Source organism: Escherichia sp. MAL-1 (genome assembly GCF_052948035.1).
The window spans coordinates 3,744,947-3,771,831 of record NZ_CM129609.1 but is presented as its reverse complement, the minus strand read 5'-3'; the positions used below and the strand labels follow the sequence as shown (position 1 = coordinate 3,771,831).

Here is a 26,885-nt window from a genome sequence, read left to right as displayed (position 1 = left end):
ATGAAAAAAATCATAATTCCATCATGTTTGTGTGGGGTCTTTTCTGTATCTTACGCATCGCACTCAAGCCTGACAGAAAATATGCTGTAAGGCTCATATCAAAAACCGCCATTAGCTCATCAGGAAGAGCAGACGACAACCAGGATTGTTGTATGGTACGGGGTTCGAGGCCTCGATGGCGGTCCAACTTTTCAAAACTCTTCTGAATCAGATCCCCTTATTATCATCCCTGCAAAGTGGAACATTGCCATTGTTTGGCTATTCAGGATGGGGCAGACCAATGAAAAAAGCCCACACAGGGGAGAGTGGGCTGAAATGGGAAGCTAAAGACTCAAGTAAACTTATCGGAAATAAGGACCACGCATTACGGGGGCTATCATCGCCGATGGCCGTGATTCGGCAAATCAGGTTGATTACGTAGAGAGTAAATTATCTGCTCACCGCTGCGTCACCCCTTCGTAAATCAGGCGTAGCGCGAATACACCAATAATTGCACCAATAACCCGACTGGCAACGCGTTGCATACGCCCATAAGCACGACGCACAGCGGGCAAAGAAAACGCCTGACTAAGAAAAACTCGCCAGATAATTGATGCGAGCACAATCCCCGCCCAGGCCATTAAACGTGCCCATGTTGGTGTTTCGGCATTTAATGTTACTGAGAAAATACTGATAAAAAATAAAACGGTTTGCGGGTTAGAGAGATCGGTAATTAATCCGCGGCGAAAAAAGACATACCAGGGGGCGCTAATCGGTTGTTGTAGTGTGCTCATTTGCGGTGTTGACTGGCGGCGCATGCTGCACCACGCAAACCATAAGAGATAAGCGCCGCCGACGATTCTGATAAGCGAAAAAATCTCCTCACACTGCGTAATTAGCGTTGCAAGACCAAACAAACCCAACCCGGAATAAAATGCATCGCCCAGCGCCACGCCCAGCCCGGTCAGCACCCCTGCGCGTCGACCGGAAGCCAGGCTGGTTTGTACTACCACAAAGAGATTGGCTCCCGGATTAAAAAAAGTAATCACGAACAGTCCTACGGTCAGGTAAACGGCATGCAAAGGATCCATAGTGATTTCATCCATAAATAAGTGAACTAACTGCATCATATTTCTACCAAAAATAATCGGGTGCGAGAGAGATCACAAAGTGTCTTATTTCCGGTTACTGGCGTTTATGCCCTGACTGAACTAATTATTAATCAACCCAATAATGTCGGTGGGTGATAGTGTGATAACAACTCTGGAGCCGTAATATGAAAATAATCTCTAAAATGTTAGTCGGTGCGTTAGCGTTTGCCGTTACCAATGTCTATGCCGCTGAATTGATGACTAAAGCGGAATTTGAAAAAGTCGAATCGCAATATGAAAAAATAGGTGATATTTCAACCAGCAATGAAATGTCGACCGCAGATGCGAAAGAGGATTTGATCAAAAAAGCGGATGAAAAAGGGGCTGATGTGTTGGTACTGACCTCCGGTCAAACTGACAATAAGATCCACGGCACGGCAAATATTTATAAGAAGAAGTAATTCTGAATCCTATGTAAACATCCCCGATGCGTAAGTTTATCGGTGATCATCTATTGAAATTTATGCCGGATAAAGCGTTCGCGCTGCATTCGGCAGTTCAGTTTTTCAGCCGCCGCCAGAACGTCGTCCGGCTGATGCCTAAATAATTCGCCGCTGCTGTTTTATCGCCATTAAATTTCTCCAGTGCCTGTTGTGGTGTCAGTAAGCGTGGAGCGGGAGTTTTCGACGACTCGCGCGCCAGTTCCGGCAGTAGCAGCTGCAAAAACTGCGGCGTTAAATCCGGCGTCGGTTCCACACTTAAAAATAGCGCCAGTCGCTCCATCATATTGCGCAGTTCACGAATATTACCTGGCCAGTCGTAGTGCACCAGCACGGTTTCGCTTGCCTGTAATCCCTGGCGTAATGCGGCAGAAAACGGGGCGGAGAGCGCCGCCAGAGACACTTTCAAAAAGCTTTCCGCCAGCGGCAGAATATCCGCCACCCGCTCACGCAGTGGTGGCAATTGCAGACGCAAAATACTCAGCCGATAAAACAGATCACGGCGAAACTGCCCTTGCCGCATATCTTCTTCCAGATTGCAGTGAGTGGCGCTAATGACCCGCACATCCACCGGAACAGGCTGATGCCCGCCGACGCGAGTAACCTCTTTTTCTTCCAGCACCCGTAACAGGCGAGTCTGCAAAGGTAGCGGCATTTCGCCAATCTCATCCAGAAACAGCGTACCGCCGTGGGCAATTTCGAACAGCCCGGCGCGACCTCCGCGTCGCGAGCCGGTAAACGCCCCTTCCTCATAGCCAAACAGCTCTGCTTCCAGCAGCGATTCGGCTATCGCCCCGCAGTTGACGGCAACAAACGGATGCGACTTTTTGCCCTGTCGCGCATCGTGGCGGGCAAAATATTCCCGATGAATCGCCTGGGCCGCCAGCTCTTTACCCGTCCCCGTTTCCCCCTCAATCAACACCGCTGCACTGGAGCGGGCATACAGCAAAATAGTCTGCCGTACTTGTTCCATCTGTGGTGATTGACCGAGCATATCGCCCAGCACGTAACGAGTACGCAGGGCGTTACGGGTAGCATCGTGAGTGTTATGGCGTAACGACATGCGCGTCATATCCAGCGCATCGCTGAACGCCTGGCGCACGGTGGCGGCGGAATAGATAAAAATTCCAGTCATTCCGGCTTCTTCTGCCAGATCGGTAATCAGCCCCGCGCCGACCACCGCTTCGGTGCCGTTAGCTTTCAGCTCATTAATCTGCCCGCGCGCGTCTTCTTCGGTAATGTAGCTACGTTGATCGAGGCGCAGATTAAAGGTTTTTTGAAACGCCACCAGCGCTGGAATGGTTTCCTGATAGGTGACAACGCCGATAGAAGAGGTGAGTTTTCCGGCTTTTGCCAGTGCCTGTAACACATCGTAGCCGCTCGGTTTAATCAAAATAACTGGCACTGACAGGCGGCTTTTCAGGTACGCGCCGTTAGAGCCAGCCGCGATGATGGCGTCACAGCGTTCGTTTGCCAGTTTCTTGCGGATGTAGGTCACTGCTTTTTCAAAGCCAAGCTGAATAGGGGTAATGTTCGCCAGGTGATCAAACTCGAGGCTGATATCGCGAAACAGCTCGAACAGGCGCGTTACAGATACCGTCCAGATAACCGGTTTGTCGTCATTAAGCCGTGGTGGATGTGCCATAGCGCACCGCAAAGTTAAGAAACCGAATATTGGGTTTAGTCTTGTTTCATAATTGTTGCAATGAAACGCGGTGAAACATTGCCTGAAACGTTAACTGAAACGCATATTTGCGGATTAGTTCATGACTTTATCTCTAACAAATTGAAATTAAACATTTAATTTTATTAAGGCAATTGTGGCACACCCCTTGCCTTGTCTTTATCAACGCAAATAACAAGTTGATAACAAAGGATGGGCTATGTCTCTACACTCTCCAGGTAAAGCGTTTCGCGCTGCACTGTCTAAAGAAAATCCATTGCAGATTGTTGGCACCATTAACGCCAACCATGCGCTGTTGGCGCAGCGTGCCGGATATCAGGCAATTTATCTCTCCGGCGGTGGCGTGGCGGCAGGGTCGCTGGGGCTGCCCGATCTCGGTATTTCTACTCTTGATGACGTGTTGACAGATATTCGCCGTATCACCGACGTTTGTTCGCTGCCGCTGCTGGTGGATGCGGATATCGGTTTTGGTTCTTCGGCCTTTAACGTGGCGCGTACGGTGAAATCGATGATTAAAGCCGGTGCGGCAGGATTGCATATTGAAGATCAGGTTGGTGCGAAACGCTGCGGTCATCGTCCGAATAAAGCGATCGTCTCGAAAGAGGAGATGGTGGATCGGATCCGCGCGGCGGTGGATGCGAAAACCGATCCTGATTTTGTGATCATGGCGCGCACCGATGCGCTGGCGGTAGAGGGGTTGGATGCGGCGATCGAGCGTGCGCAGGCCTATGTTGAAGCGGGTGCCGAGATGTTGTTCCCGGAGGCGATTACCGAACTCGCCATGTACCGCCAGTTTGCCGATGCGGTGCAGGTGCCAATCCTCGCCAACATTACCGAATTTGGTGCCACGCCGCTGTTTACCATCGACGAATTACGCAGCGCCCATGTCGCAATGGCGCTGTACCCGCTTTCAGCGTTCCGCGCCATGAACCGCGCCGCTGAGCATGTCTACAACGTCCTGCGTCAGGAAGGGACGCAGAAAAGCGTCATCGACACCATGCAGACCCGCAACGAGCTGTACGAAAGCATCAACTACTACCAGTACGAAGAGAAGCTCGACAACCTGTTTGCCCGTAGCCAGGTGAAATAAAAAACGCCCGTTGATTGTATTCGACAGCCGATGCCTGATGCGTCGCTGACGCGACTTATCAGGCCTACGAGGTGCACTGAACTGTAGGTCGGATAAGACGGATGGCGTCGCATCCGACAACCGATGCCTGATGCGCCGCTGACGCGACTTATCAGGCCTACGGGGTGCACTGAACTGTAGGTCGGATAAGACGCATAGCGTCGCATCCGACAACCGATGCCTGATGCGCCGCTGACGCGACTTATCAGGCCTACGGGGTGAACTGAACTGTAGGTCGGATAAGACGCATAGCGTCGCATCCGACAACAATCTCGACCCTACAAATGATAACAATGACGAGGACAACATGAGCGACACAACGATCCTGCAAAACAGTACCCATGTCATTAAACCGAAAAAATCTGTGGCACTTTCTGGCGTTCCGGCGGGCAATACGGCGCTCTGCACCGTGGGTAAAAGTGGCAATGACCTGCATTACCGCGGCTACGATATTCTTGATCTGGCGAAACATTGCGAATTTGAAGAAGTGGCGCATCTGCTGATCCACGGCAAACTGCCGACCCGTGACGAACTCGCCGCTTACAAAACGAAACTGAAAGCCCTGCGCGGTTTACCGGCTAACGTGCGTACCGTGCTGGAAGCCTTACCGGCGGCGTCACACCCGATGGATGTTATGCGCACCGGTGTTTCCGCGCTCGGCTGCACGCTGCCAGAAAAAGAGGGGCATACCGTCTCTGGCGCGCGGGATATTGCCGACAAACTGCTGGCGTCGCTTAGCTCGATTCTCCTTTATTGGTATCACTACAGCCACAACGGCGAACGCATCCAACCGGAAACCGATGACGACTCCATCGGCGGTCACTTCCTGCATCTGCTGCACGGCGAAAAGCCATCGCAAAGCTGGGAAAAGGCGATGCATATCTCGCTGGTGCTGTACGCCGAACACGAGTTTAACGCCTCCACCTTTACCAGTCGGGTGATTGCGGGCACCGGCTCTGATATGTATTCCGCGATTATTGGCGCGATTGGCGCACTGCGCGGGCCAAAACACGGCGGGGCGAATGAAGTGTCGCTGGAGATCCAGCAACGCTACGAAACGCCGGACGAAGCCGAAGCAGATATCCGCAAGCGCGTGGAAAACAAAGAAGTGGTCATTGGTTTTGGTCATCCGGTTTATACCATCGCCGACCCGCGCCACCAGGTGATTAAACGTGTGGCGAAGCAGCTCTCGCAGGAAGGCGGCTCGCTGAAGATGTACAACATCGCCGATCGCCTGGAAACGGTGATGTGGGAAACGAAAAAGATGTTCCCCAATCTCGACTGGTTCTCCGCTGTTTCCTACAACATGATGGGCGTTCCCACCGAGATGTTCACACCACTGTTTGTTATCGCCCGCGTCACCGGCTGGGCGGCGCACATTATCGAACAACGTCAGGACAACAAAATTATCCGTCCTTCCGCCAATTATGTTGGACCGGAAGACCGCCAGTTTGTCGCGCTGGATAAGCGCCAGTAAACCTCTACGAATAACAATAAGGAAACGTACCCAATGTCAGCTCAAATCAACAACATCCGCCCGGAATTTGATCGTGAAATCGTTGATATCGTCGATTACGTCATGAACTACGAAATCAGCTCTAAAGTGGCCTACGACACCGCACATTACTGCCTGCTCGACACGCTCGGCTGCGGTCTGGAAGCTCTCGAATACCCGGCCTGTAAAAAACTGCTGGGGCCAATTGTTCCCGGCATCGTCGTACCCAACGGCGTGCGCGTCCCCGGAACTCAGTTCCAGCTCGACCCCGTCCAGGCGGCATTTAACATCGGCGCGATGATCCGCTGGCTCGATTTCAACGATACCTGGCTGGCGGCGGAGTGGGGCCATCCTTCCGACAACCTCGGCGGCATTCTGGCAACGGCGGACTGGCTTTCGCGCAACGCGGTCGCCAGCGGCAAAGCGCCGTTGACCATGAAACAGGTGCTGACCGCAATGATCAAAGCCCATGAAATTCAGGGCTGCATCGCGCTGGAAAACTCCTTTAACCGCGTCGGCCTCGACCACGTTCTGTTAGTGAAAGTGGCTTCCACCGCCGTGGTCGCCGAAATGCTCGGCCTGACCCGCGAGGAAATTCTCAACGCCGTTTCGCTGGCGTGGGTGGACGGTCAGTCGCTGCGCACCTATCGCCATGCGCCGAACACCGGCACGCGTAAATCCTGGGCGGCGGGCGATGCCACTTCCCGCGCGGTACGTCTGGCACTGATGGCGAAAACGGGCGAAATGGGTTACCCGTCAGCCCTGACTGCGCCGGTGTGGGGCTTCTACGACGTCTCCTTTAAAGGTGAATCGTTCCGCTTCCAGCGCCCGTACGGTTCCTACGTTATGGAAAATGTGCTGTTCAAAATCTCCTTCCCGGCGGAGTTCCACTCCCAGACGGCAGTTGAAGCAGCGATGACGCTCTATGAACAGATGCAGGCAGCAGGCAAAACGGCGGCGGATATCGAAAAAGTGACCATTCGCACCCACGAAGCCTGTATTCGCATCATCGACAAAAAAGGACCGCTCAATAACCCGGCAGACCGCGATCACTGCATTCAGTACATGGTGGCGATCCCGCTGCTGTTCGGGCGCTTAACGGCGGCAGATTACGAGGACAACGTGGCGCAAGATAAACGTATCGACGCCCTGCGCGAGAAGATCAATTGCTTTGAAGATCCGGCATTTACCGCTGACTACCACGACCCGGAAAAACGCGCCATCGCCAATGCCATTACCCTTGAGTTCACCGACGGTACGCGCTTTGAAGAAGTGGTGGTGGAGTACCCCATTGGTCATGCTCGCCGCCGTCAGGATGGTATTCCGAAACTGGTCGATAAATTCAAAATCAATCTCGCGCGCCAGTTCCCGACTCGCCAACAGCAGCGCATTCTGGAGGTTTCTCTCGACAGAACTCGCCTGGAACAGATGCCGGTCAATGAGTATCTCGACCTGTACGCCATTTAAGCAAACAGCGGTAAGGCGTAAGTTCAACAGGAGAGCATTATGTCTTTTAGCGAATTTTATCAGCGTTCGATTAACGAACCGGAGCAGTTCTGGGCCGAGCAGGCCTGGCGTATTGACTGGCAGACGCCCTTTACGCAAACGCTCGATCACAGCAATCCGCCGTTTGCCCGTTGGTTTTGTGAAGGCCGAACCAACTTGTGTCACAACGCTATCGACCGCTGGCTGGAGAAACAGCCAGAGGCGCTGGCGCTGATTGCCGTCTCTTCGGAAACAGAAGAAGAGCGCACCTTTACCTTTCGTCAGCTGCATGACGAAGTGAACGCGGTGGCCTCAATGTTGCGTTCATTGGGCGTGCAGCGTGGCGATCGGGTGCTGGTGTATATGCCGATGATTGCCGAAGCGCATATTACTCTGCTGGCCTGCGCGCGCATTGGCGCTATTCACTCGGTGGTGTTTGGGGGATTTGCTTCGCACAGCGTGGCGGCGCGAATTGATGATGCTAAACCGGTGCTGATTGTCTCGGCTGATGCCGGAGCGCGCGGTGGCAAAATCATTCCCTATAAAAAATTGCTCGACGATGCGATAAGTCAGGCGCAGCACCAGCCGCGCCATGTTTTGCTGGTGGATCGCGGGCTGGCGAAAATGGCGCGCGTCAGCGGGCGGGATGTCGATTTCGCGTCGTTGCGCCATCAACACATCGGCGCGCGGGTACCGGTGGCGTGGCTGGAATCCAACGAAACCTCCTGCATTCTCTACACCTCCGGCACGACCGGCAAACCTAAAGGCGTGCAGCGTGACGTCGGCGGATATGCGGTGGCGCTGGCGACCTCGATGGACACCATTTTTGGCGGCAAAGCGGGCGGTGTGTTCTTTTGTGCTTCGGATATCGGCTGGGTGGTGGGGCATTCGTATATCGTCTACGCGCCGCTGCTGGCGGGGATGGCGACTATCGTTTACGAAGGATTACCGACCTGGCCGGACTGCGGCGTGTGGTGGAAAATCGTCGAGAAATATCAGGTTAGCCGGATGTTCTCAGCGCCGACCGCCATTCGCGTGCTGAAAAAATTCCCTACCGCTGAAATTCGCAAACACGATCTCTCGTCGCTGGAAGTGCTCTATCTGGCTGGAGAACCGCTGGACGAGCCGACCGCCAGTTGGGTGAGCAATACGCTGGATGTGCCGGTCATCGACAACTACTGGCAGACCGAATCCGGCTGGCCGATTATGGCGATTGCTCGCGGTCTGGACGACAGGCCGACGCGTCTGGGAAGCCCCGGTGTGCCGATGTATGGCTATAACGTGCAGTTGCTTAATGAAGTCACCGGCGAACCGTGTGGCGTCAACGAGAAAGGGATGCTGGTGGTGGAAGGGCCGCTGCCGCCGGGGTGTATTCAGACCATCTGGGGCGACGACGGCCGCTTTGTGAAGACTTACTGGTCGCTGTTTTCCCGCCCGGTGTACGCCACCTTTGACTGGGGCATCCGTGACGCTGACGGTTATCACTTTATTCTCGGGCGCACTGACGATGTAATTAACGTTGCCGGGCATCGGCTGGGGACGCGCGAGATTGAAGAGAGTATCTCCAGCCATCCGGGCGTTGCCGAAGTGGCGGTGGTTGGGGTGAAAGATGCGCTGAAAGGGCAGGTGGCGGTGGCGTTTGTCATTCCGAAAGAGAGCGACAGTCTGGAAGATCGTGATGTGGCGCACTCGCAAGAGAAGGCGATTATGGCGCTGGTGGACAGCCAGATTGGCAACTTTGGCCGCCCGGCGCACGTCTGGTTTGTCTCGCAATTGCCAAAAACGCGATCCGGAAAAATGCTGCGCCGCACGATCCAGGCGATTTGCGAAGGACGCGATCCTGGAGATCTGACGACCATTGATGATCCTGCGTCGTTGGATCAGATCCGCCAGGCGATGGAAGAGTAGGTTATTGTCGGATGCGTCGCGCGGTGCATCCGGCACTGTGTGCCGATGCCTGATGCGACGCTGACGCGTCTTATCATGCCTACGGACCTGAACCGTAGGTCGGATAAGGCGCTCGCGTCGCATCCGACACCATGCGCCGATGCCTGATGCGACGCTGACGCGTCTTATCATGCCTACAGGTCTGAACCGTAGGTCGGATAAGGCGCTCGCGCCGCATCCGACACCATGCTCAGATGCCTGATGCGACGCTGACGCGTCTTATCAGGCCTACCCACTGTTTTTACACCGATAATTTTTCCCCCACCTTTTTGCACTCATTCATATAAAAAATATATTTCCCCACGAAAACGATTGCTTTTTATCTTCAGATGAATAGAATGCGGCGGATTTTTTGGGTTTCAAACAGCAAAAAGGGGGAATTTCGTGTCGCAAGATAACAACTTTAGCCAGGGGCCAGTCCCGCAGTCGGCGCGGAAAGGGGTATTGGCATTGACGTTCGTCATGCTGGGATTAACCTTCTTTTCCGCCAGTATGTGGACCGGCGGCACTCTCGGAACCGGTCTTAGCTATCATGATTTCTTCCTCGCAGTTCTCATCGGTAATCTTCTCCTCGGTATTTACACTTCATTTCTCGGTTACATTGGCGCAAAAACCGGCCTGACCACTCATCTTCTTGCTCGCTTCTCGTTTGGTGTTAAAGGCTCATGGCTGCCTTCACTGCTACTGGGCGGAACTCAGGTTGGCTGGTTTGGCGTCGGTGTGGCGATGTTTGCCATTCCGGTGGGTAAGGCAACCGGGCTGGATATTAATTTGCTGATTGCCGTTTCCGGTTTACTGATGACCGTCACCGTCTTTTTTGGCATTTCGGCGCTGACGGTTCTTTCGGTGATTGCGGTTCCGGCTATCGCCTGCCTGGGCGGTTATTCCGTGTGGCTGGCTGTTAACGGCATGGGCGGCCTGGACGCATTAAAAGCGGTCGTTCCCGCACAACCGTTAGATTTCAATGTCGCGCTGGCGCTGGTTGTGGGGTCATTTATCAGTGCGGGTACGCTCACCGCTGACTTTGTCCGGTTTGGTCGCAATGCCAAACTGGCGGTGCTGGTGGCGATGGTGGCCTTTTTCCTCGGCAACTCGTTGATGTTTATTTTCGGTGCAGCGGGCGCTGCGGCACTGGGCATGGCGGATATCTCTGATGTGATGATTGCTCAGGGCCTGCTGCTGCCTGCGATTGTGGTGCTGGGGCTGAATATCTGGACCACCAACGATAACGCACTCTATGCGTCGGGTTTAGGTTTCGCCAACATTACCGGGATGTCGAGCAAAACCCTTTCGGTAATCAACGGTATTATCGGTACGGTCTGCGCATTATGGCTGTATAACAATTTTGTCGGCTGGTTGACCTTCCTTTCGGCAGCTATTCCTCCAGTGGGTGGCGTGATCATCGCCGACTATCTGATGAACCGTCGCCGCTATGAGCACTTTGCGACCACGCGTATGATGAGTGTCAATTGGGTGGCGATTCTGGCGGTCGCCTTGGGGATTGCTGCAGGCCACTGGTTACCGGGAATTGTTCCGGTCAACGCGGTATTAGGTGGCGCGCTGAGCTATCTGATCCTTAACCCGATTTTGAATCGTAAAACGACAGCAGCAATGACGCATGTGGAGGCTAACAGTGTCGAATAACGCTTTACAAACAATTATTAACGCCCGGTTACCAGGCGAAGAGGGGCTGTGGCAGATTCATCTGCAGGACGGAAAAATCAGCGCCATTGATGCGCAATCCGGCGTGATGCCCATAACTGAAAACAGCCTGGATGCCGAACAAGGTTTAGTTATACCGCCGTTTGTGGAGCCACATATTCACCTGGACACCACGCAAACCGCCGGACAACCGAACTGGAATCAGTCCGGCACGCTGTTTGAAGGCATTGAACGCTGGGCCGAGCGCAAAGCGTTATTAACCCATGACGATGTGAAACAACGCGCATGGCAAACGCTGAAATGGCAGATTGCCAACGGCATTCAGCATGTGCGTACCCATGTCGATGTTTCGGATGCAACGCTAACTGCGCTGAAAGCAATGCTGGAAGTGAAGCAGGAAGTCGCGCCGTGGATTGATCTGCAAATCGTCGCCTTCCCTCAGGAAGGGATTTTGTCGTATCCCAACGGTGAAGCGTTGCTGGAAGAGGCGTTACGCTTAGGGGCAGATGTAGTGGGGGCGATTCCGCATTTTGAATTTACCCGTGAATACGGCGTGGAGTCGCTGCATAAAACCTTCGCCCTGGCGCAAAAATACGACCGTCTCATCGACGTTCACTGTGATGAGATCGATGACGAGCAGTCGCGCTTTGTCGAAACCGTTGCTGCCCTGGCGCACCATGAAGGCATGGGCGCGCGAGTCACCGCCAGCCACACCACGGCAATGCACTCCTATAACGGGGCGTATACCTCACGCCTGTTCCGCTTGCTGAAAATGTCCGGTATTAACTTTGTCGCCAACCCGCTGGTCAATATTCATCTGCAAGGACGTTTCGATACGTATCCAAAACGTCGCGGCATCACGCGCGTTAAAGAGATGCTGGAGTCCGGCATTAACGTCTGCTTTGGTCACGATGATGTCTTCGATCCGTGGTATCCGCTGGGAACGGCGAATATGCTGCAAGTGCTGCATATGGGGCTGCATGTTTGCCAGTTGATGGGCTACGGGCAGATTAACGATGGCCTGAATTTAATCACCCACCACAGCGCAAGGACGTTGAATTTGCAGGATTACGGCATTGCCGCCGGAAACAGCGCCAACCTGATTATCCTGCCGGCTGAAAATGGGTTTGATGCGCTGCGCCGTCAGGTTCCGGTACGTTATTCGGTACGTGGCGGCAAGGTGATTGCCAGCACACAACCGGCACAAACCACCGTATATCTGGAGCAGCCAGAAGCCATCGATTACAAACGTTGAACGACTGGGTTACAGCGAGCTTAGTTTATGCCGGATGCGGCGTGAACGCCTTATCCGGCCTACGTAGAGCACTGAACTCGTAGGCCTGATAAGCGTAGCGCATCAGGCAATTCCAGCCGCTGATCTGTGTCAGCGGCTACCGTGATTCATTCCCGCCAACAACCGCGCATTCCTCCAACGCCATGTGCAAAAATGCCTTCGCAGCGGCTGTCTGCCAGCTGTAGTTTATGCCGGATGCGGCGTGAACGCCTTATCCGGCCTACGTAGAGCACTGAACTCGTAGGCCTGATAAGCGTAGCGCATCAGGCAATTCCAGCCGCAGACCTGTGTCAGCGGCTACCGTGATTCATTTCCGCCAACAACCGCGCATTTATCCAACGCCATGTGCAAAAATGCCTTCGCGGCGGCTGTCTGCCAGCTATTTTTCCGCCGCAACAAAACCGCCGTTCTCTCCAGTAGTGGCGGGGCAAGAGAAATAGCTTTAAGCCCGTCATGTTGTGTGGCAATCGCTGCTAGTAACAATGTGGAAAGGGAAGTGCGGCGAATCAGCTCCAGAACCGCGCTAATTGAGTTCGCCTCAATGACCACCTGTGGATGTAGCCCCGCTTTCTCGCAGTAGTGGTCAATTTGCTCTCTGGTGGCAAATTCCGCGCTGAGCAGGACCAGTTTTTCATCATGCAAGCGACTCAACGCCACCTGTTCATGGACGGCCAGCGGATGATGTTGCGCCACGACTAACGCTAAACTTTCTGTCAGTAAAGGAATTGCCTCCAGCTCCGGCGAATGCACAGGCGCGAAGGCAATCCCAACGTCCAACTCGTCGCGGCAAAGCATATCCTCGATTTTCTCCTGCGACATTTCCTGTAGCTGGAGCGTGATGCTGGGATAGCGCGCATAGAAATCCGCCATTAAGGGGCCGATAAAGTAGCTCGTAAAGGTGGGGGTGACGGCGATACGCAGCGATCCTCGCGTCAGATCGGCAACATCATGAATCGCCCGTTTACCCGCCCCCAGTTCCTGTAACGCCCGGCTGGCGTACTGTCGCCAGACTTCTCCTGCATCAGTGAGACGAATCGTTCGCCCGCTACGGTCAAACAGCGGCACGCCTAAACTCTCCTCTAACTGGCGAATCTGCTGGGAAAGCGCAGGCTGGGAGACGTGCAACGCACTGGCGGCACGGGTGAAGCTGCCATGTTCAGCCACGGCAAGAAAATAATTGATATGTCGAGAGAGCATTCGCAACCTATAAGTAAATCCAATGGAACTCATCATAAATGAGACTTTTACCTTATGATAATCGGCGAGTAGTCTGCCTCTCATTCCAGAGACAGACAGAGGTTAACGGTGAAAGAGATTATTGATGGATTCCTTAAATTCCAGCGCGAGGCATTTCCGAAGCGGGAAGCCTTGTTTAAACAGCTGGCGACACAGCAAAGCCCGCGCACACTTTTTATCTCCTGCTCCGACAGCCGTCTGGTCCCTGAGCTGGTGACGCAACGTGAGCCTGGCGATCTGTTCGTTATTCGCAACGCGGGCAATATCGTCCCTTCCTACGGGCCGGAACCCGGTGGCGTTTCTGCTTCGGTGGAGTATGCCGTCGCTGCGCTTCGGGTATCTGACATTGTGATTTGTGGTCATTCCAACTGTGGCGCGATGACCGCCATTGCCAGCTGTCAGTGCATGGACCATATGCCTGCCGTCTCCCACTGGCTGCGTTATGCCGATTCAGCCCGCGTCGTTAATGAGGCGCGCCCGCATTCCGATTTACCGTCAAAAGCTGCGGCGATGGTACGTGAAAACGTCATTGCTCAGTTGGCTAATTTGCAAACTCATCCATCGGTGCGCCTGGCGCTCGAAGAGGGGCGGATCGCCCTGCACGGCTGGGTCTACGACATTGAAAGCGGCAGCATCGCAGCTTTTGACGGCGCAACCCGCCAGTTTGTGCCACTGGCCGCTAATCCTCGCGTTTGTGCCATACCGCTACGCCAACCGACCGCAGCGTAACCTTATTTTTAAACCATCAGGAGTTCCACCATGATTCAGTCACAAATTAACCGCAATATTCGTCTTGATCTTGCCGATGCCATTTTGCTCAGCAAAGCTAAAAAAGATCTCTCATTTGCCGAGATTGCCGACGGCACCGGTCTGGCAGAAGCCTTTGTAACCGCGGCTTTGCTGGGTCAGCAGGCGCTTCCTGCCGACGCCGCCCGCCTGGTCGGGGCGAAGCTGGATCTCGACGAAGACTCCATTCTACTGTTGCAGATGATTCCACTGCGTGGCTGCATTGATGACCGTATTCCAACTGACCCAACGATGTATCGTTTCTATGAAATGTTGCAGGTGTACGGTACAACCCTGAAAGCGTTGGTTCATGAGAAATTTGGCGATGGCATTATTAGCGCGATTAACTTCAAACTCGACGTTAAGAAAGTGGCGGACCCGGAAGGTGGCGAACGTGCGGTCATCACCTTAGATGGTAAATATCTGCCGACCAAACCGTTCTGACAGCCATGCGCAACCATCAAAAGACGTTCACGATGCTGCTGGTACTGGTGCTGATTGGTCTTAATATGCGACCACTGCTCACCTCCGTCGGGCCACTGCTACCGCAATTGCGCCAGGCGAGCGGAATGAGCTTTAGCGTGGCTGCCCTGTTGACCGCTCTGCCGGTGGTTACCATGGGCGGGCTGGCGCTGGCCGGAAGCTGGCTTCATCAGCATGTCAGCGAACGTCGCAGTGTCGCCATCAGTCTGTTGCTGATTGCCGTCGGTGCATTGATGCGTGAGCTTTACCCGCAAAGTGCGCTGCTGCTTAGCAGCGCACTGCTTGGTGGGGTGGGGATCGGCATCATTCAGGCGGTGATGCCTTCGGTGATTAAACGGCGGTTTCAGCAGCGCACGCCACTGGTGATGGGGCTGTGGTCCGCGGCTCTGATGGGCGGCGGTGGGCTTGGTGCCGCCATAACGCCCTGGTTAGTTCAACATAGCGAAACCTGGTATCAAACACTCGCCTGGTGGGCGCTGCCTGCCGTTGTTGCGCTCTTTGCCTGGTGGTGGCAAAGCGCCCGCGAGGTCGCCTCTTCCCACAAGACAACAACCACTCCGGTTCGCGTGGTATTCACTCCCCGCGCGTGGACGCTGGGTGTTTACTTCGGTCTGATTAACGGCGGTTACGCCAGCCTGATTGCCTGGTTACCCGCTTTCTATATTGAGATTGGTGCCAGCGCGCAGTACAGCGGTTCCTTACTGGCATTGATGACGCTTGGGCAAGCCGCAGGAGCTTTGCTGATGCCTGCTATGGCTCGCCATCAGGATCGGCGCAAACTGTTAATGCTGGCGCTGGTGTTACAACTGGTGGGGTTCTGCGGCTTTATCTGGCTGCCGATGCAATTGCCGGTATTGTGGGCGATGGTGTGTGGGTTAGGTCTGGGCGGCGCGTTTCCGCTCTGTTTGCTGCTGGCGCTCGATCACTCTGTGCAACCGGCTATTGCTGGCAAGCTGGTGGCGTTTATGCAGGGAATCGGTTTTATCATCGCCGGGCTTGCCCCGTGGTTTTCTGGCGTGCTGCGTAGTATCAGCGGCAATTACCTGATGGACTGGGCATTTCATGCGCTGTGCGTCGTTGGGCTGATGATCATAACCCTGCGTTTTGCACCAGTACGTTTTCCGCAGCTGTGGGTCAAAGAGGCATGATGCGACGCTTGTTCCTGCGCTTTGTTCATGCCGGATGCGGCTAATGTAGATCGCTGAACTTGTAGGCCTGATAAGCGCAGCGTATCAGGCAATTTTTATAATTTAAACTGACGATTCAACTTTATAATCTTTGAAATAATAGTGCTTATCCCGGTCGTTTATTTCGCGAATAACCCGACAAGGAACGCCAGCCGCCACGACGTTTGGTGGAATGTCTTTTGTGACGATACTACCCGCGCCAATAACAGAATTATCCCCGATGGTGACGCCTGGATTAATAACCACATGACTTCCGATCCAGACGTTATTGCCAATCGTTATCGGAAAAGAGTACATCTCGCCGTTTTTTCTCAATTCATGGTGTACAGGGTGTCCCGTAACGGAAAGAGTAACGTTGGGTGCAATCAGTACGTTATCACCGATTGTTACCGTGTAGTCATCGACAATGGTTAAATTGAAATTTGCATAAAAATTGCGGCCTATATGGATGTTGGAACCGTAAGAGAAATAGACAGGCGGTTCTACCCAGGCGTTTTCCCCTACCGTGGCAAACATTTCTTTAATCAGGCTTTCTCTTTTTTTCAACTTCTGATGGATGCGAGTGATTAAACTCATACATTAACGTTTTCCCACGAAGTCTTTTTTCCGGTAAGCCTTCGCACATATCGGTAAATAGCTTGCCTGCACTTATTCTTTCGGTCATTGGCATGTTCAATGCGATCACTCCGTTATGATATGTTGGTCGGATAAGGCGCTCGCGCCGCATCCGACATTGATTGCTTAAGCGACTTCATTCACCTGACGACGCAGCAGGGAAAGCGGGCCGGGGCCGCTAAGCGTGAACACGGAAATTAAGGTGAAGCCCAGCGCCACCAGACCCAGCACCAGATAAGCGCCCTGGAAACCGATGCTTTCATACATATTGCCCGCCAGTACAGACATAAAAATCATCGCCAGTTGCTTAAAGAAGCAGAAACAGACCAGATAAATCGTCGCTGAAAAACGCACTTCAAACTGGCTGGTAATATATTTAAAGCAGCCCACCAGCAGGAACGGTACTTCAAACATATGCAGCGTTTTCAGAATAACCACTTCCAGCGCTGAGGTGGCGAACGATGAGCCAATAATACGTACAGACATAATAGTGCCAGCCAGCAGCAGGGCGTTTTTCCCACCGATGCGATTAATGATCAGTGGCGCAAAGAACATAATCGAGGCGTTAAGTAATTCGCCCATTGTCGTTACGTAGCCAAATACCCGCGTACCCTGTTCACCGGTAGCAAAGAACGAAGTAAAGAAATTAGCAAACTGTTGGTCAAAAACATCGTAGGTGCAGGAAACGCCAATAACATACAGTGACAAAAACCACAGTTTTGGCTGTCTGAACAGTTCCAGTGCCAGCTTAAGGCTAAATGCCGAATGGTTGGCACCTACCGCATTGGCAACCGTGGCAGAAGAGGGCGCATCCGTTTTGGCGAAAAAGAGTAAAACGGCGAGGATGAGTGCACAGCCAGAGCCCAGCCAGAAAACAAACTGATTATTGATGGTGAACATGATGCCGACAATCGAGGCACACAGCGCCCAGCCAACACAGCCAAACATCCGCGCGCGACCAAATTCGAAATTACTGCGACGGCTGACTTTCTCAATAAATGCCTCTACTGCTGGCGCACCGGCGTTAAAACAAAAGCCTAGATAAATACCACCAACAATCGATCCTACTAAAATGTTGTATTGTAACAGTGGCCCGAAGATAAAAATAAAGAACGGCGCAAACATCACTAACATGCCGGTAATAATCCACAGCAGGTATTTGCGCAGCCCGAGTTTGTCAGAAAGCAGACCAAACAGCGGTTGGAATAATAGCGAGAACAGAGAAATAGCGGCAAAAATAATACCCGTATCACTTTTGCTGATATGGTTGATGTCATGTAGCCAAATCGGGAAAAACGGGAAGTAGGCTCCCATGATAAAAAAGTAAAAGAAAAAGAATAAACCGAACATCCAAAAGTTTGTGTTTTTTAAATAGTACATAATGGATTTCCTTACGCGAAATACGGGCAGACATGGCCTGCCCGGTTATTATTATTTTTGACACCAGACCAACTGGTAATGGTAGCGACCGGCGCTCAGCTGGAATTCCGCCGACACTGACGGGCTCCAGGAGTCGTCGCCACCAATCCCCATATGGAAACCGTCGATATTCAGCCATGTGCCTTCTTCCGCGTGCAGCAGATGGCGATGGCTGGTTTCCATCAGTTGCTGTTGACTGTAGCGGCTGATGTTGAACTGGAAGTCGCCGCGCCACTGGTGTGGGCCATAATTCAATTCGCGCGTCCCGCAGCGCAGACCGTTTTCGCTCGGGAAGACGTACGGGGTATACATGTCTGACAATGGCAGATCCCAGCGGTCAAAACAGGCGGCAGTAAGGCGGTCGGGATAGTTTTCTTGCGGCCCTAATCCGAGCCAGTTTACCCGCTCTGCTACCTGCGCCAGCTGGCAGTTCAGGCCAATCCGCGCCGGATGCGGTGTATCGCTCGCCACTTCAACATCAACGGTAATCGCCATTTGACCACTACCATCAATCCGGTAGGTTTTCCGGCTGATAAATAAGGTTTTCCCCTGATGCTGCCACGCGTGAGCGGTCGTAATCAGCACCGCATCAGCAAGTGTATCTGCCGTGCACTGCAACAACGCTGCTTCGGCCTGGTAATGGCCCGCCGCCTTCCAGCGTTCGACCCAGGCGTTAGGGTCAATGCGGGTCGCTTCACTTACGCCAATGTCGTTATCCAGCGGTGCACGGGTGAACTGATCGCGCAGCGGCGTCAGCAGTTGTTTTTTATCGCCAATCCACATCTGTGAAAGAAAGCCTGACTGGCGGTTAAATTGCCAACGCTTATTACCCAGCTCGATGCAAAAATCCATTTCGCTGGTGGTCAGATGCGGGATGGCGTGGGACGCGGCGGGGAGTGTCACGCTGAGGTTTTCAGCCAGACGCCACTGCTGCCAGGCGCTGATGTGTCCGGCTTCTGACCATGCGGTCGCGTTCGGTTGCACTACGCGTACTGTGAGCCAGAGTTGCCCGGCGCTCTCCGGCTGCGGTAGTTCAGGCAGTTCAATCAACTGTTTACCTTGTGGAGCGACATCCAGAGGCACTTCACCGCTTGCCAGCGGCTTGCCATCCAGCGCCACCATCCAGTGCAGGAGCTCGTTATCGCTATGACGGAACAGGTATTCGCTAGTCACTTCGATGGTTTGCCCGGATAAACGGAACTGGAAAAACTGTTGCTGGTGTTTTGCTTCAGTCAGCGCTGGATGCGGCGTGCGGTCGGCAAAGACCAGACCGTTCATACAGAACTGGCGATCGTTCGGCGTATCGCCAAAATCACCGCCGTAAGCCGACCACGGGTTGCCGTTTTCATCATATTTAATCAGCGACTGATCCACCCAGTCCCAGACGAAGCCGCCCTGTAAACGGGGATACTGACGAAACGCCTGCCAGTATTTAGCGAAACCGCCAAGACTGTTACCCATCGCGTGGGCGTATTCGCAAAGGATCAGCGGGCGCGTCTCTCCAGGTAGCGAAAGCCATTTTTTGATGGACCATTTCGGCACAGCCGGGAAGGGCTGGTCTTCATCCACGCGCGCGTACATCGGGCAAATAATATCGGTGGCCGTGGTGTCGGCTCCGCCGCCTTCATACTGCACCGGGCGGGAAGGATCGACAGATTTGATCCAGCGATACAGCGCGTCGTGATTAGCGCCGTGGCCTGATTCATTCCCCAGCGACCAGATGATCACACTCGGGTGATTACGATCGCGCTGCACCATTCGCGTTACGCGTTCGCTCATCGCCGGTAGCCAGCGCGGATCATCGGTCAGACGATTCATTGGCACCATGCCGTGGGTTTCAATATTGGCTTCATCCACCACATACAGGCCGTAGCGGTCGCACAGCGTGTACCACAGCGGATGGTTCGGATAATGCGAACAGCGCACGGCGTTAAAGTTGTTCTGCTTCATCAGCAGGATATCCTGCACCATCGTCTGCTCATCCATGACCTGACCATGCAGAGGATGATGCTCGTGACTGTTAACGCCTCGAATCAGCAACGGCTTGCCGTTCAGCAGCAGCAGACCATTTTCAATCCGCACCTCGCGGAAACCGACATCGCAGGCTTCTGCTTCAATCAGCGTGCCGTCGGCGGTGTGCAGTTCAACCACCGCACGATAGAGATTCGGGATTTCGGCGCTCCACAGTTTCGGGTTTTCGACGTTCAGACGTAGTGTGACGCGATCGGCATAACCACCACGCTCATCGATAATTTCACCGCCGAAAGGCGCGGTGCCGCTGGCGACCTGCGTTTCACCCTGCCATAAAGAAACTGTTACCCGTAGGTAGTCACGCAACTCGCCGCACATCTGAACTTCAGCCTCCAGTACAGCGCGGCTGAAATCATCATTAAAGCGAGTGGCAACATGGAAATCGCTGATTTGTGTAGTCGGTTTGTGCAGCAACGAGACGTCACGGAAAATGCCGCTCATTAGCCACATATCCTGATCTTCCAGATAACTACCGTCACTCCAGCGCAGCACCATCACCGCGAGGCGGTTTTTTCCGGCGCGTAAAAATGCGCTCAGGTCAAATTCAGACGGCAAACGACTGTCCTGGCCGTAACCGACCCAGCGCCCGTTGCACCACAGATGAAACGCCGAGTTAACGCCATCAAAAATAATTCGCGTCTGGCCTTCCTGTAGCCAGCTTTCATTAATATTAAATGTGAGCGAGTAACAACCCGTCGGATTCTCCGTGGGAACAAACGGCGGATTGACCGTAATGGGATAGGTCACGTTGGTGTAGATGGGCGCGTCGTAACCGTGCATCTGCCAGTTTGAGGGGACGATGACAGTATCGGCGTCAGGAAGATCGCACTCCAGCCAGCTTTCCGGCACCGCTTCTGGTGCCGGAAACCAGACAAATTGCCACTCACCATTCAGGCTGCGCAACTGCGGGGAGGGGCGAACAGTGCGGGCTTCTTCGCTATTGCGCCAGCTGGCGAAAGGGGGATGTGCCGCAAGGCGATTAAGTTGGGTAACGCCAGGGTTTTCCCAGTCACGACGTTGTAATACGACGGCCAGTGAATCCGTAATCATGGTCATAGCTGTTTCCTGTGTGAAATTGTTATCCGCTCACAATTTCACACAACATACGAGCCGGACGCATAAAGTGTAAAGCCTGGGGTGCCTAATGAGTGAGCTGACTCACATTAATTGCGTTGCGCTCACTGCCCGCTTTCCAGTCGGGAAACTTGTCGTGCCAGCTGCATTAATGAATCGGCCAACGCGCGGGGAGAGGCGGTTTGCGTATTGGGCGCCAGGGTGGTTTTTCTTTTCACCAGTGAGACGGGCAACAGCTGATTGCCCTTCACCGCCTGGCCCTGAGATAGTTGCAGCAAGCGGTCCACGCTGGTTTGCCCCAGCAGGCGAAAATCCTGTTTGATGGTGGTTAACGGCGGGATATAACATGAGCTGTCTTCGGTATCGTCGTATCCCACTACCGAGATATCCGCACCAACGCGCAGCCCGGACTCGGTAATGGCGCGCATTGCGCCCAGCGCCATCTGATCGTTGGCAACCAGCATCGCAGTGGGAACGATGCCCTCATTCAGCATTTGCATGGTTTGTTGAAAACCGGACATGGCACTCCAGTCGCCTTCCCGTTCCGCTATCGGCTGAATTTGATTGCGAGTGAGATATTTATGCCAGCCAGCCAGACGCAGACGCGCCGAGACAGAACTTAATGGGCCCGCTAACAGCGCGATTTGCTGGTGACCCAATGCGACCAGATGCTCCACGCCCAGTCGCGTACCGTCTTCATGGGAGAAAATAATACTGTTGATGGGTGTCTGGTCAGAGACATCAAGAAATAACGCCGGAACATTAGTGCAGGCAGCTTCCACAGCAATGGCATCCTGGTCATCCAGCGGATAGTTAATGATCAGCCCACTGACGCGTTGCGCGAGAAGATTGTGCACCGCCGCTTTACAGGCTTCGACGCCGCTTCGTTCTACCATCGACACCACCACGCTGGCACCCAGTTGATCGGCGCGAGATTTAATCGCCGCGACAATTTGCGACGGCGCGTGCAGGGCCAGACTGGAGGTGGCAACGCCAATCAGCAACGACTGTTTGCCCGCCAGTTGTTGTGCCACGCGGTTGGGAATGTAATTCAGCTCCGCCATCGCCGCTTCCACTTTTTCCCGCGTTTTCGCAGAAACGTGGCTGGCCTGGTTCACCACGCGGGAAACGGTCTGATAAGAGACACCGGCATACTCTGCGACATCGTATAACGTTACTGGTTTCACATTCACCACCCTGAATTGACTCTCTTCCGGGCGCTATCATGCCATACCGCGAAAGGTTTTGCGCCATTCGATGGTGTCAACGTAAATGCATGCCGCTTCGCCTTCCGGCCACCAGAATAGCCTGCGATTCAACCCCTTCTTCGATCTGTTTTGCTACCCGTTGTAGCGCCGGAAGATGCTTTTCCGCTGCCTGTTCAATGGTCATTGCGCTCGCCATATACACCAGATTCAGACAGCCAATCACCCGTTGTTCACTGCGCAGCGGTACGGCGATAGAGGCGATCTTCTCCTCCTGATCCCAGCCGCGGTAGTTCTGTCCGTAACCCTCTTTGCGCGCGCGCGCCAGAATGGCTTCCAGCTTTAACGGTTCCCGTGCCAGTTGATAGTCATCACCGGGGCGGGAGGCTAACATTTCGATTAATTCCTTGCGGTCTTGTTCCGGGCAAAAGGCCAGCCAGGTCAGGCCCGAGGCGGTTTTCAGAAGCGGCAAACGTCGCCCGACCATTGCCCGGTGAAAGGATAAGCGGCTGAAACGGTGAGTGGTTTCGCGTACCACCATTGCATCAACATCCAGCGTGGACACATCTGTCGGCCATACCACTTCGCGCAACAGATCGCCCAGCAGTGGGGCCGCCAGTGCAGAAATCCACTGTTCGTCACGAAATCCTTCGCTTAATTGCCGCACTTTGATGGTCAGTCGAAAACTATCATCGGAGGGGCTACGGCGGACATATCCCTCTTCCTGCAGCGTCTCCAGCAGTCGCCGCACAGTGGTGCGATGCAGGCCGCTGAGTTCCGCCAGCAGCCCGACGCTGGCACCGCCATCAAGTTTATTTAACATATTTAATAACATTAGACCGCGGGTTAAGCCGCGCACGGTTTTGTATTCCGTCTGCTCATTGTTCTGCATATTAATTGACATTTCTATAGTTAAAACAACGTGGTGCACCTGGTGCACATTCGGGCATGTTTTGATTGTAGCCGAAAACACCCTTCCTATACTGAGCGCACAATAAAAAATCATTTACATGTTTTTAACAAAATAAGTTGCGCTGTACTGTGCGCGCAACGACATTTTGTCCGAGTCGTGAGGTACTGAAATGGCAATACAACACCCTGACATCCAGCCTGCTGTTAACCATAGCGTTCAGGTGGCGATCGCTGGTGCCGGCCCGGTTGGGCTGATGATGGCGAACTATCTCGGTCAGATGGGCATTGACGTGCTGGTGGTGGAGAAACTCGATAAGTTGATCGACTACCCGCGTGCGATTGGTATTGATGACGAGGCGCTGCGCACCATGCAGTCGGTCGGCCTGGTCGATAATGTTCTGCCGCACACTACACCGTGGCACGCGATGCGTTTTCTCACCCCAAAAGGCCGCTGTTTTGCTGATATTCAGCCAATGACCGATGAATTTGGCTGGCCGCGCCGTAACGCCTTTATTCAGCCGCAGGTCGATGCGGTGATGCTGGAAGGGGTGTCGCGTTTTCCGAATGTGCGCTGCTTGTTTTCCCGCGAGCTGGAGGCCTTCAGTCAGCAAGATGACGAAGTGACCTTGCACCTGAAAACGGCAGAAGGGCAGCGGGAAATAGTCAAAGCCCAGTGGCTGGTGGCCTGTGATGGTGGGGCAAGTTTTGTCCGTCGCACCCTGAATGTGCCGTTTGAAGGTAAAACTGCGCCAAATCAGTGGATTGTGGTAGATATCGCCAACGATCCGTTAAGTACGCCGCATATCTATTTGTGTTGCGATCCGGTGCGCCCGTATGTTTCTGCCGCGCTGCCTCATGCGGTACGTCGCTTTGAATTTATGGTGATGTCGGGAGAAACCGAAGAACAGCTGCGTGAGCCGCAAAATATGCGCAAGCTGTTAAGCAAAGTGCTGCCTAATCCGGACAATGTTGAATTGATTCGCCAGCGTGTCTACACCCACAACGCGCGACTGGCGCAACGTTTCCGTATTGATCGCGTACTGCTGGCGGGCGATGCCGCGCACATCATGCCGGTATGGCAGGGGCAGGGCTATAACAGCGGTATGCGCGACGCCTTTAACCTCGCCTGGAAACTGGCGTTGGTTATCCAGGGGAAAGCCCGTGATGCGCTGCTCGATACCTATCAACAAGAACGACGCGATCACGCCAAAGCGATGATTGACCTGTCCGTGACGGCGGGCAACGTGCTGGCTCCGCCGAAACGCTGGCAGGGTACGTTACGTGACGGCGTTTCCTGGCTGTTGAATTATCTGCCGCCAGTAAAACGCTACTTCCTCGAAATGCGCTTCAAGCCGATGCCGCAATATTACGGCGGTGCGCTGGTGCGAGAGGGCGAAGCGAAGCACTCTCCGGTCGGCAAGATGTTTATTCAGCCGAAAGTCACGCTGGAAAACGGCGACGTGGCGCTGCTCGATAACGCGATCGGCGCGAACTTCGCGGTAATTGGCTGGGGATGCAATCCACTGTGGGGGATGAGCGACGAGCAAATCCAGCAGTGGCGCGCGTTGGGCACCCGCTTCATTCAGGTGGTGCCGGAAGTGCAAATTCATACCGCACAGGATAACCACGACGGCGTACTACGCGTGGGGGATACGCAAGGTCGCCTGCGTAGCTGGTTCGCACAACATAATGCTTCGCTGGTGGTGATGCGCCCGGATCGCTTTGTTGCCGCCACCGCCATTCCGCAAACCCTGGGTAATACGCTGAATAAACTGGCGTCGGTGATGACGCTGACCCGCCCTGATGCCGACGTTTCTGTCGAAAAGGTAGCCTGATATGCACGCTTATCTTCACTGTCTTTCCCACTCGCCGCTGGTGGGATATGTCGACCCGGCGCAAGAGGTACTCGATGAGGTCAATGGCGTGATTGCCAGCGCCCGCGAGCGTATTGCGGCTTTCTCCCCTGAACTGGTGGTGCTGTTTGCGCCAGATCACTACAACGGCTTTTTCTATGACGTGATGCCACCGTTCTGTTTAGGCGTTGGGGCGACGGCAATTGGTGATTTCGGCAGTGCGGCAGGAGAGCTGCCCGTGCCTGTGGAGCTGGCGGAGGCCTGTGCGCATGCCGTCATGAAGAGCGGGATCGATCTTGCCGTTTCTTACTGTATGCAGGTGGACCACGGGTTCGCCCAGCCACTGGAGTTCCTGCTCGGCGGGCTGGATAAGGTGCCAGTTCTGCCTGTGTTCATCAACGGTGTCGCCACGCCGCTGCCCGGTTTCCAGCGTACCCGCATGTTGGGTGAAGCCATTGGACGTTTCACCAGCACTCTCAATAAACGCGTGCTGTTCCTGGGTTCCGGTGGGCTTTCCCATCAGCCGCCGGTGCCCGAACTGGCGAAAGCCGATGCCCATATGCGCGACCGTCTGTTGGGGAGCGGGAAAGATTTACCCGCCAGTGAGCGCGAATTGCGTCAGCAACGGGTGATTAGCGCCGCTGAGAAGTTTGTTGAGGATCAGAGAACTCTGCATCCGCTCAACCCGATTTGGGATAACCAGTTCATGACTTTGCTGGAGCAGGGACGCATACAGGAACTGGATGCCGTCAGTAACGAAGAGCTTTCCGCCATTGCCGGAAAGTCGACACATGAAATCAAAACCTGGGTCGCCGCTTTTGCCGCTATTTCTGCATTTGGCAACTGGCGTAGCGAAGGGCGTTATTACCGCCCAATCCCGGAGTGGATTGCCGGATTTGGCTCGTTAAGCGCCAGAACAGAGAACTGAATATGCAGGAGAAGATGATGAGTTATCAGCCACAAACCGAAGCCGCCACCAGCCGTTTTCTGAATGTAGAAGAAGCGGGTAAAACGCTGCGCATCCATTTTAATGACTGCGGACAAGGCGACGAAACCGTTGTCCTGCTGCATGGTTCCGGCCCGGGTGCTACTGGCTGGGCGAATTTCAGCCGCAATATCGAACCGCTGGTAGAGGCGGGCTATCGGGTGATCCTGCTGGATTGTCCGGGTTGGGGCAAGAGCGATTCGATCGTTAATAGTGGTTCACGATCGGATCTTAATGCACGAATCCTGAAAAGCGTGGTGGATCAACTGGATATCGCCAAAATCCACCTGTTGGGCAACTCGATGGGCGGCCATAGTTCTGTGGCGTTCACCCTTAACTGGCCGGAGCGCGTCGGCAAACTGGTGCTGATGGGCGGCGGTACGGGCGGCATGAGTTTGTTTACGCCGATGCCAACCGAAGGTATTAAGCGACTGAATCAGCTTTATCGTCAGCCGACTATCGAAAACCTGAAACTGATGATGGATATCTTCGTTTTTGATACCAGCGATTTGACCGACGCCCTGTATGAAGCGCGCCTGAATAATATGCTGTCGCGCCGCGATCACCTGGAAAACTTCGTTAAGAGCCTGGAAGCTAATCCGAAACAGTTCCCGGATTTTGGCCCACGTCTGGCGGAAATCAAAGCGCAAACCCTGATTGTCTGGGGGCGCAACGACCGCTTTGTGCCGATGGATGCGGGTCTGCGTCTGCTGTCCGGCATTGCCGGTTCTGAACTGCATATCTTCCGCGACTGCGGTCACTGGGCGCAGTGGGAACATGCCGACGCTTTCAATCAACTGGTGCTGAATTTCCTCGCACGCCCTTAAGGAATG

The 26,885-nt window shown here is 54.0% G+C and carries 22 protein-coding genes and 2 pseudogenes; 15 read left to right on the top strand and 9 right to left on the bottom strand.

Annotation, left to right across the window (positions count from 1 at the left end):
* The first annotated feature begins 23 nt into the window (after positions 1–23).
* Positions 24–206: a hypothetical protein gene (locus ACU8XX_RS18780; RefSeq protein ID WP_437438054.1), complete on the top strand. Its 183-nt coding sequence runs from the start codon at positions 24–26 to the stop codon at positions 204–206.
* A complete protein-coding gene (gene yahM, locus ACU8XX_RS18775; RefSeq protein ID WP_000290616.1) occupies positions 176–421 on the top strand; it encodes a protein YahM in 246 nt (81 codons plus the stop codon). Before ACU8XX_RS18780 ends, yahM begins: the two co-directional genes overlap by 31 nt.
* 16 nt (positions 422–437) lie before the next feature.
* On the opposite strand, the gene ACU8XX_RS18770 is transcribed toward yahM, so the two are convergent.
* On the bottom strand, positions 438–1,109 hold the full coding sequence (locus tag ACU8XX_RS18770) for a LysE family transporter (protein ID WP_000983410.1): 672 nt from the start codon (positions 1,107–1,109) through the stop codon (positions 438–440).
* A 146-nt stretch (positions 1,110–1,255) separates the two neighbouring features.
* Here ACU8XX_RS18770 and yahO point away from each other — a divergent pair, with 146 nt between their 5' ends.
* Positions 1,256–1,531 (top strand): DUF1471 family periplasmic protein YahO, encoded by a 276-nt coding sequence (yahO, locus tag ACU8XX_RS18765; RefSeq protein WP_000691953.1) that lies wholly within the window; start codon positions 1,256–1,258, stop codon positions 1,529–1,531.
* Positions 1,532–1,628: 97 nt separating this feature from the next.
* Here yahO and prpR read toward each other — a convergent pair whose 3' ends face one another.
* Positions 1,629–3,215 (bottom strand): propionate catabolism operon regulatory protein PrpR, encoded by a 1,587-nt coding sequence (gene prpR / locus ACU8XX_RS18760; protein WP_000941056.1) that lies wholly within the window; start codon positions 3,213–3,215, stop codon positions 1,629–1,631.
* 238 nt (positions 3,216–3,453) lie between these two features.
* Between prpR and prpB the strand changes: the two genes are divergently transcribed.
* The 6 genes from prpB to codA all read left to right on the top strand — a co-directional run bounded on the left by prpB (position 3,454) and on the right by codA (position 12,227).
* Complete coding sequence (prpB, locus tag ACU8XX_RS18755; protein WP_000052168.1) at positions 3,454–4,344, top strand: methylisocitrate lyase; 891 nt, start codon at positions 3,454–3,456, stop codon at positions 4,342–4,344.
* A gap of 346 nt (positions 4,345–4,690) precedes the next feature.
* Positions 4,691–5,860: a bifunctional 2-methylcitrate synthase/citrate synthase gene (gene prpC / locus ACU8XX_RS18750; RefSeq protein WP_001285928.1), complete on the top strand. Its 1,170-nt coding sequence runs from the start codon at positions 4,691–4,693 to the stop codon at positions 5,858–5,860.
* Between the two features lie 33 nt (positions 5,861–5,893).
* Positions 5,894–7,345, top strand: a complete 1,452-nt coding sequence (gene prpD, locus ACU8XX_RS18745; protein ID WP_032173842.1) for a 2-methylcitrate dehydratase — start codon at positions 5,894–5,896, stop codon at positions 7,343–7,345.
* Between the two features lie 39 nt (positions 7,346–7,384).
* Positions 7,385–9,271 carry a propionate--CoA ligase gene (prpE, locus tag ACU8XX_RS18740; protein ID WP_016241922.1) on the top strand — a complete coding sequence of 629 codons (1,887 nt, stop codon included), beginning with the start codon at positions 7,385–7,387 and terminating at the stop codon, positions 9,269–9,271.
* Positions 9,272–9,694: 423 nt separating this feature from the next.
* The gene (gene codB, locus ACU8XX_RS18735; RefSeq protein ID WP_000076233.1) at positions 9,695–10,954 is read left to right on the top strand and encodes a cytosine permease; all 1,260 of its coding nucleotides are present in this window, start codon (positions 9,695–9,697) and stop codon (positions 10,952–10,954) included.
* Positions 10,944–12,227: a cytosine/isoguanine deaminase gene (gene codA, locus ACU8XX_RS18730; protein WP_001301240.1), complete on the top strand. Its 1,284-nt coding sequence runs from the start codon at positions 10,944–10,946 to the stop codon at positions 12,225–12,227. The genes codB and codA overlap by 11 nt, the downstream gene beginning before the upstream one ends.
* Positions 12,228–12,363: 136 nt before the next feature.
* Here the strand turns inward: codA and ACU8XX_RS18725 are convergent.
* Positions 12,364–12,447 (bottom strand): annotated as a pseudogene (locus ACU8XX_RS18725) (hypothetical protein); the annotation flags it as partial.
* 116 nt (positions 12,448–12,563) lie between these two features.
* Positions 12,564–13,463, bottom strand: a complete 900-nt coding sequence (cynR, locus tag ACU8XX_RS18720; protein ID WP_154311755.1) for a transcriptional regulator CynR — start codon at positions 13,461–13,463, stop codon at positions 12,564–12,566.
* Positions 13,464–13,571: 108 nt separating this feature from the next.
* On the opposite strand from cynR, the gene cynT reads away from it, so the two are divergent.
* From cynT to cynX, 3 genes are read left to right on the top strand one after another with little or no spacing between them, the layout of a single operon-like run.
* On the top strand, positions 13,572–14,231 hold the full coding sequence (gene cynT, locus ACU8XX_RS18715) for a carbonic anhydrase CynT (RefSeq protein WP_000658652.1): 660 nt from the start codon (positions 13,572–13,574) through the stop codon (positions 14,229–14,231).
* A 30-nt stretch (positions 14,232–14,261) separates the two neighbouring features.
* On the top strand, positions 14,262–14,732 hold the full coding sequence (gene cynS, locus ACU8XX_RS18710; RefSeq protein WP_000616243.1) for a cyanase: 471 nt from the start codon (positions 14,262–14,264) through the stop codon (positions 14,730–14,732).
* A 5-nt stretch (positions 14,733–14,737) separates the two neighbouring features.
* Positions 14,738–15,919, top strand: coding sequence for a cyanate transporter CynX (gene cynX, locus ACU8XX_RS18705; RefSeq protein WP_001301263.1), 1,182 nt, complete (start codon positions 14,738–14,740; stop codon positions 15,917–15,919).
* Between the two features lie 102 nt (positions 15,920–16,021).
* Here cynX and lacA read toward each other — a convergent pair.
* The 5 genes and pseudogenes from lacA to ACU8XX_RS18680 form a co-directional block, all read right to left on the bottom strand.
* Positions 16,022–16,634 (bottom strand): annotated as a pseudogene (gene lacA / locus ACU8XX_RS18700) (galactoside O-acetyltransferase).
* Positions 16,635–16,699: 65 nt separating this feature from the next.
* Entirely contained in the window at positions 16,700–17,953 is a 1,254-nt protein-coding gene (lacY, locus tag ACU8XX_RS18695) for a lactose permease (protein ID WP_000291549.1), read from the bottom strand.
* A gap of 51 nt (positions 17,954–18,004) precedes the next feature.
* On the bottom strand, positions 18,005–21,079 hold the full coding sequence (lacZ, locus tag ACU8XX_RS18690; protein ID WP_240765251.1) for a beta-galactosidase: 3,075 nt from the start codon (positions 21,077–21,079) through the stop codon (positions 18,005–18,007).
* A gap of 122 nt (positions 21,080–21,201) precedes the next feature.
* Positions 21,202–22,284, bottom strand: a complete 1,083-nt coding sequence (gene lacI / locus ACU8XX_RS18685) for a DNA-binding transcriptional repressor LacI (RefSeq protein WP_000805902.1) — start codon at positions 22,282–22,284, stop codon at positions 21,202–21,204.
* 76 nt (positions 22,285–22,360) lie between these two features.
* A complete protein-coding gene (locus ACU8XX_RS18680; RefSeq protein ID WP_001301325.1) occupies positions 22,361–23,194 on the bottom strand; it encodes a DNA-binding transcriptional regulator in 834 nt (277 codons plus the stop codon).
* A gap of 190 nt (positions 23,195–23,384) precedes the next feature.
* Between ACU8XX_RS18680 and ACU8XX_RS18675 the strand changes: the two genes are divergently transcribed.
* Genes ACU8XX_RS18675 through mhpC form a run of 3 tightly spaced genes read left to right on the top strand, consistent with a single transcriptional unit; the run spans position 23,385 to position 26,879 of the window.
* Positions 23,385–25,049 (top strand): bifunctional 3-(3-hydroxy-phenyl)propionate/3-hydroxycinnamic acid hydroxylase, encoded by a 1,665-nt coding sequence (locus ACU8XX_RS18675; RefSeq protein ID WP_112033931.1) that lies wholly within the window; start codon positions 23,385–23,387, stop codon positions 25,047–25,049.
* A gap of 1 nt (position 25,050) precedes the next feature.
* The gene (mhpB, locus tag ACU8XX_RS18670) at positions 25,051–25,995 is read left to right on the top strand and encodes a 2,3-dihydroxyphenylpropionate/2,3-dihydroxicinnamic acid 1,2-dioxygenase (protein ID WP_000543457.1); all 945 of its coding nucleotides are present in this window, start codon (positions 25,051–25,053) and stop codon (positions 25,993–25,995) included.
* Positions 25,996–26,012: 17 nt separating this feature from the next.
* On the top strand, positions 26,013–26,879 hold the full coding sequence (mhpC, locus tag ACU8XX_RS18665; RefSeq protein WP_240765528.1) for a 2-hydroxy-6-oxonona-2,4-dienedioate hydrolase: 867 nt from the start codon (positions 26,013–26,015) through the stop codon (positions 26,877–26,879).
* Positions 26,880–26,885: the final 6 nt, after the last annotated feature.

Coding starts and splice junctions, on each gene's coding strand:
- ACU8XX_RS18780 (WP_437438054.1), top strand. CDS start 24: ATGTTTGTGTGGGGTCTTTTCTGTATCTTACGCATCGCACTCAAGCCT.
- yahM (WP_000290616.1), top strand. CDS start 176: ATGGCGGTCCAACTTTTCAAAACTCTTCTGAATCAGATCCCCTTATTA.
- ACU8XX_RS18770 (WP_000983410.1), bottom strand. CDS start 1,109: ATGATGCAGTTAGTTCACTTATTTATGGATGAAATCACTATGGATCCT.
- yahO (WP_000691953.1), top strand. CDS start 1,256: ATGAAAATAATCTCTAAAATGTTAGTCGGTGCGTTAGCGTTTGCCGTT.
- prpR (WP_000941056.1), bottom strand. CDS start 3,215: ATGGCACATCCACCACGGCTTAATGACGACAAACCGGTTATCTGGACG.
- prpB (WP_000052168.1), top strand. CDS start 3,454: ATGTCTCTACACTCTCCAGGTAAAGCGTTTCGCGCTGCACTGTCTAAA.
- prpC (WP_001285928.1), top strand. CDS start 4,691: ATGAGCGACACAACGATCCTGCAAAACAGTACCCATGTCATTAAACCG.
- prpD (WP_032173842.1), top strand. CDS start 5,894: ATGTCAGCTCAAATCAACAACATCCGCCCGGAATTTGATCGTGAAATC.
- prpE (WP_016241922.1), top strand. CDS start 7,385: ATGTCTTTTAGCGAATTTTATCAGCGTTCGATTAACGAACCGGAGCAG.
- cynR (WP_154311755.1), bottom strand. CDS start 13,463: ATGCTCTCTCGACATATCAATTATTTTCTTGCCGTGGCTGAACATGGC.
- cynS (WP_000616243.1), top strand. CDS start 14,262: ATGATTCAGTCACAAATTAACCGCAATATTCGTCTTGATCTTGCCGAT.
- cynX (WP_001301263.1), top strand. CDS start 14,738: ATGCGCAACCATCAAAAGACGTTCACGATGCTGCTGGTACTGGTGCTG.
- lacY (WP_000291549.1), bottom strand. CDS start 17,953: ATGTACTATTTAAAAAACACAAACTTTTGGATGTTCGGTTTATTCTTT.
- lacZ (WP_240765251.1), bottom strand. CDS start 21,079: ATGACCATGATTACGGATTCACTGGCCGTCGTATTACAACGTCGTGAC.
- ACU8XX_RS18680 (WP_001301325.1), bottom strand. CDS start 23,194: ATGCAGAACAATGAGCAGACGGAATACAAAACCGTGCGCGGCTTAACC.
- ACU8XX_RS18675 (WP_112033931.1), top strand. CDS start 23,385: ATGGCAATACAACACCCTGACATCCAGCCTGCTGTTAACCATAGCGTT.
- mhpB (WP_000543457.1), top strand. CDS start 25,051: ATGCACGCTTATCTTCACTGTCTTTCCCACTCGCCGCTGGTGGGATAT.
- mhpC (WP_240765528.1), top strand. CDS start 26,013: ATGAGTTATCAGCCACAAACCGAAGCCGCCACCAGCCGTTTTCTGAAT.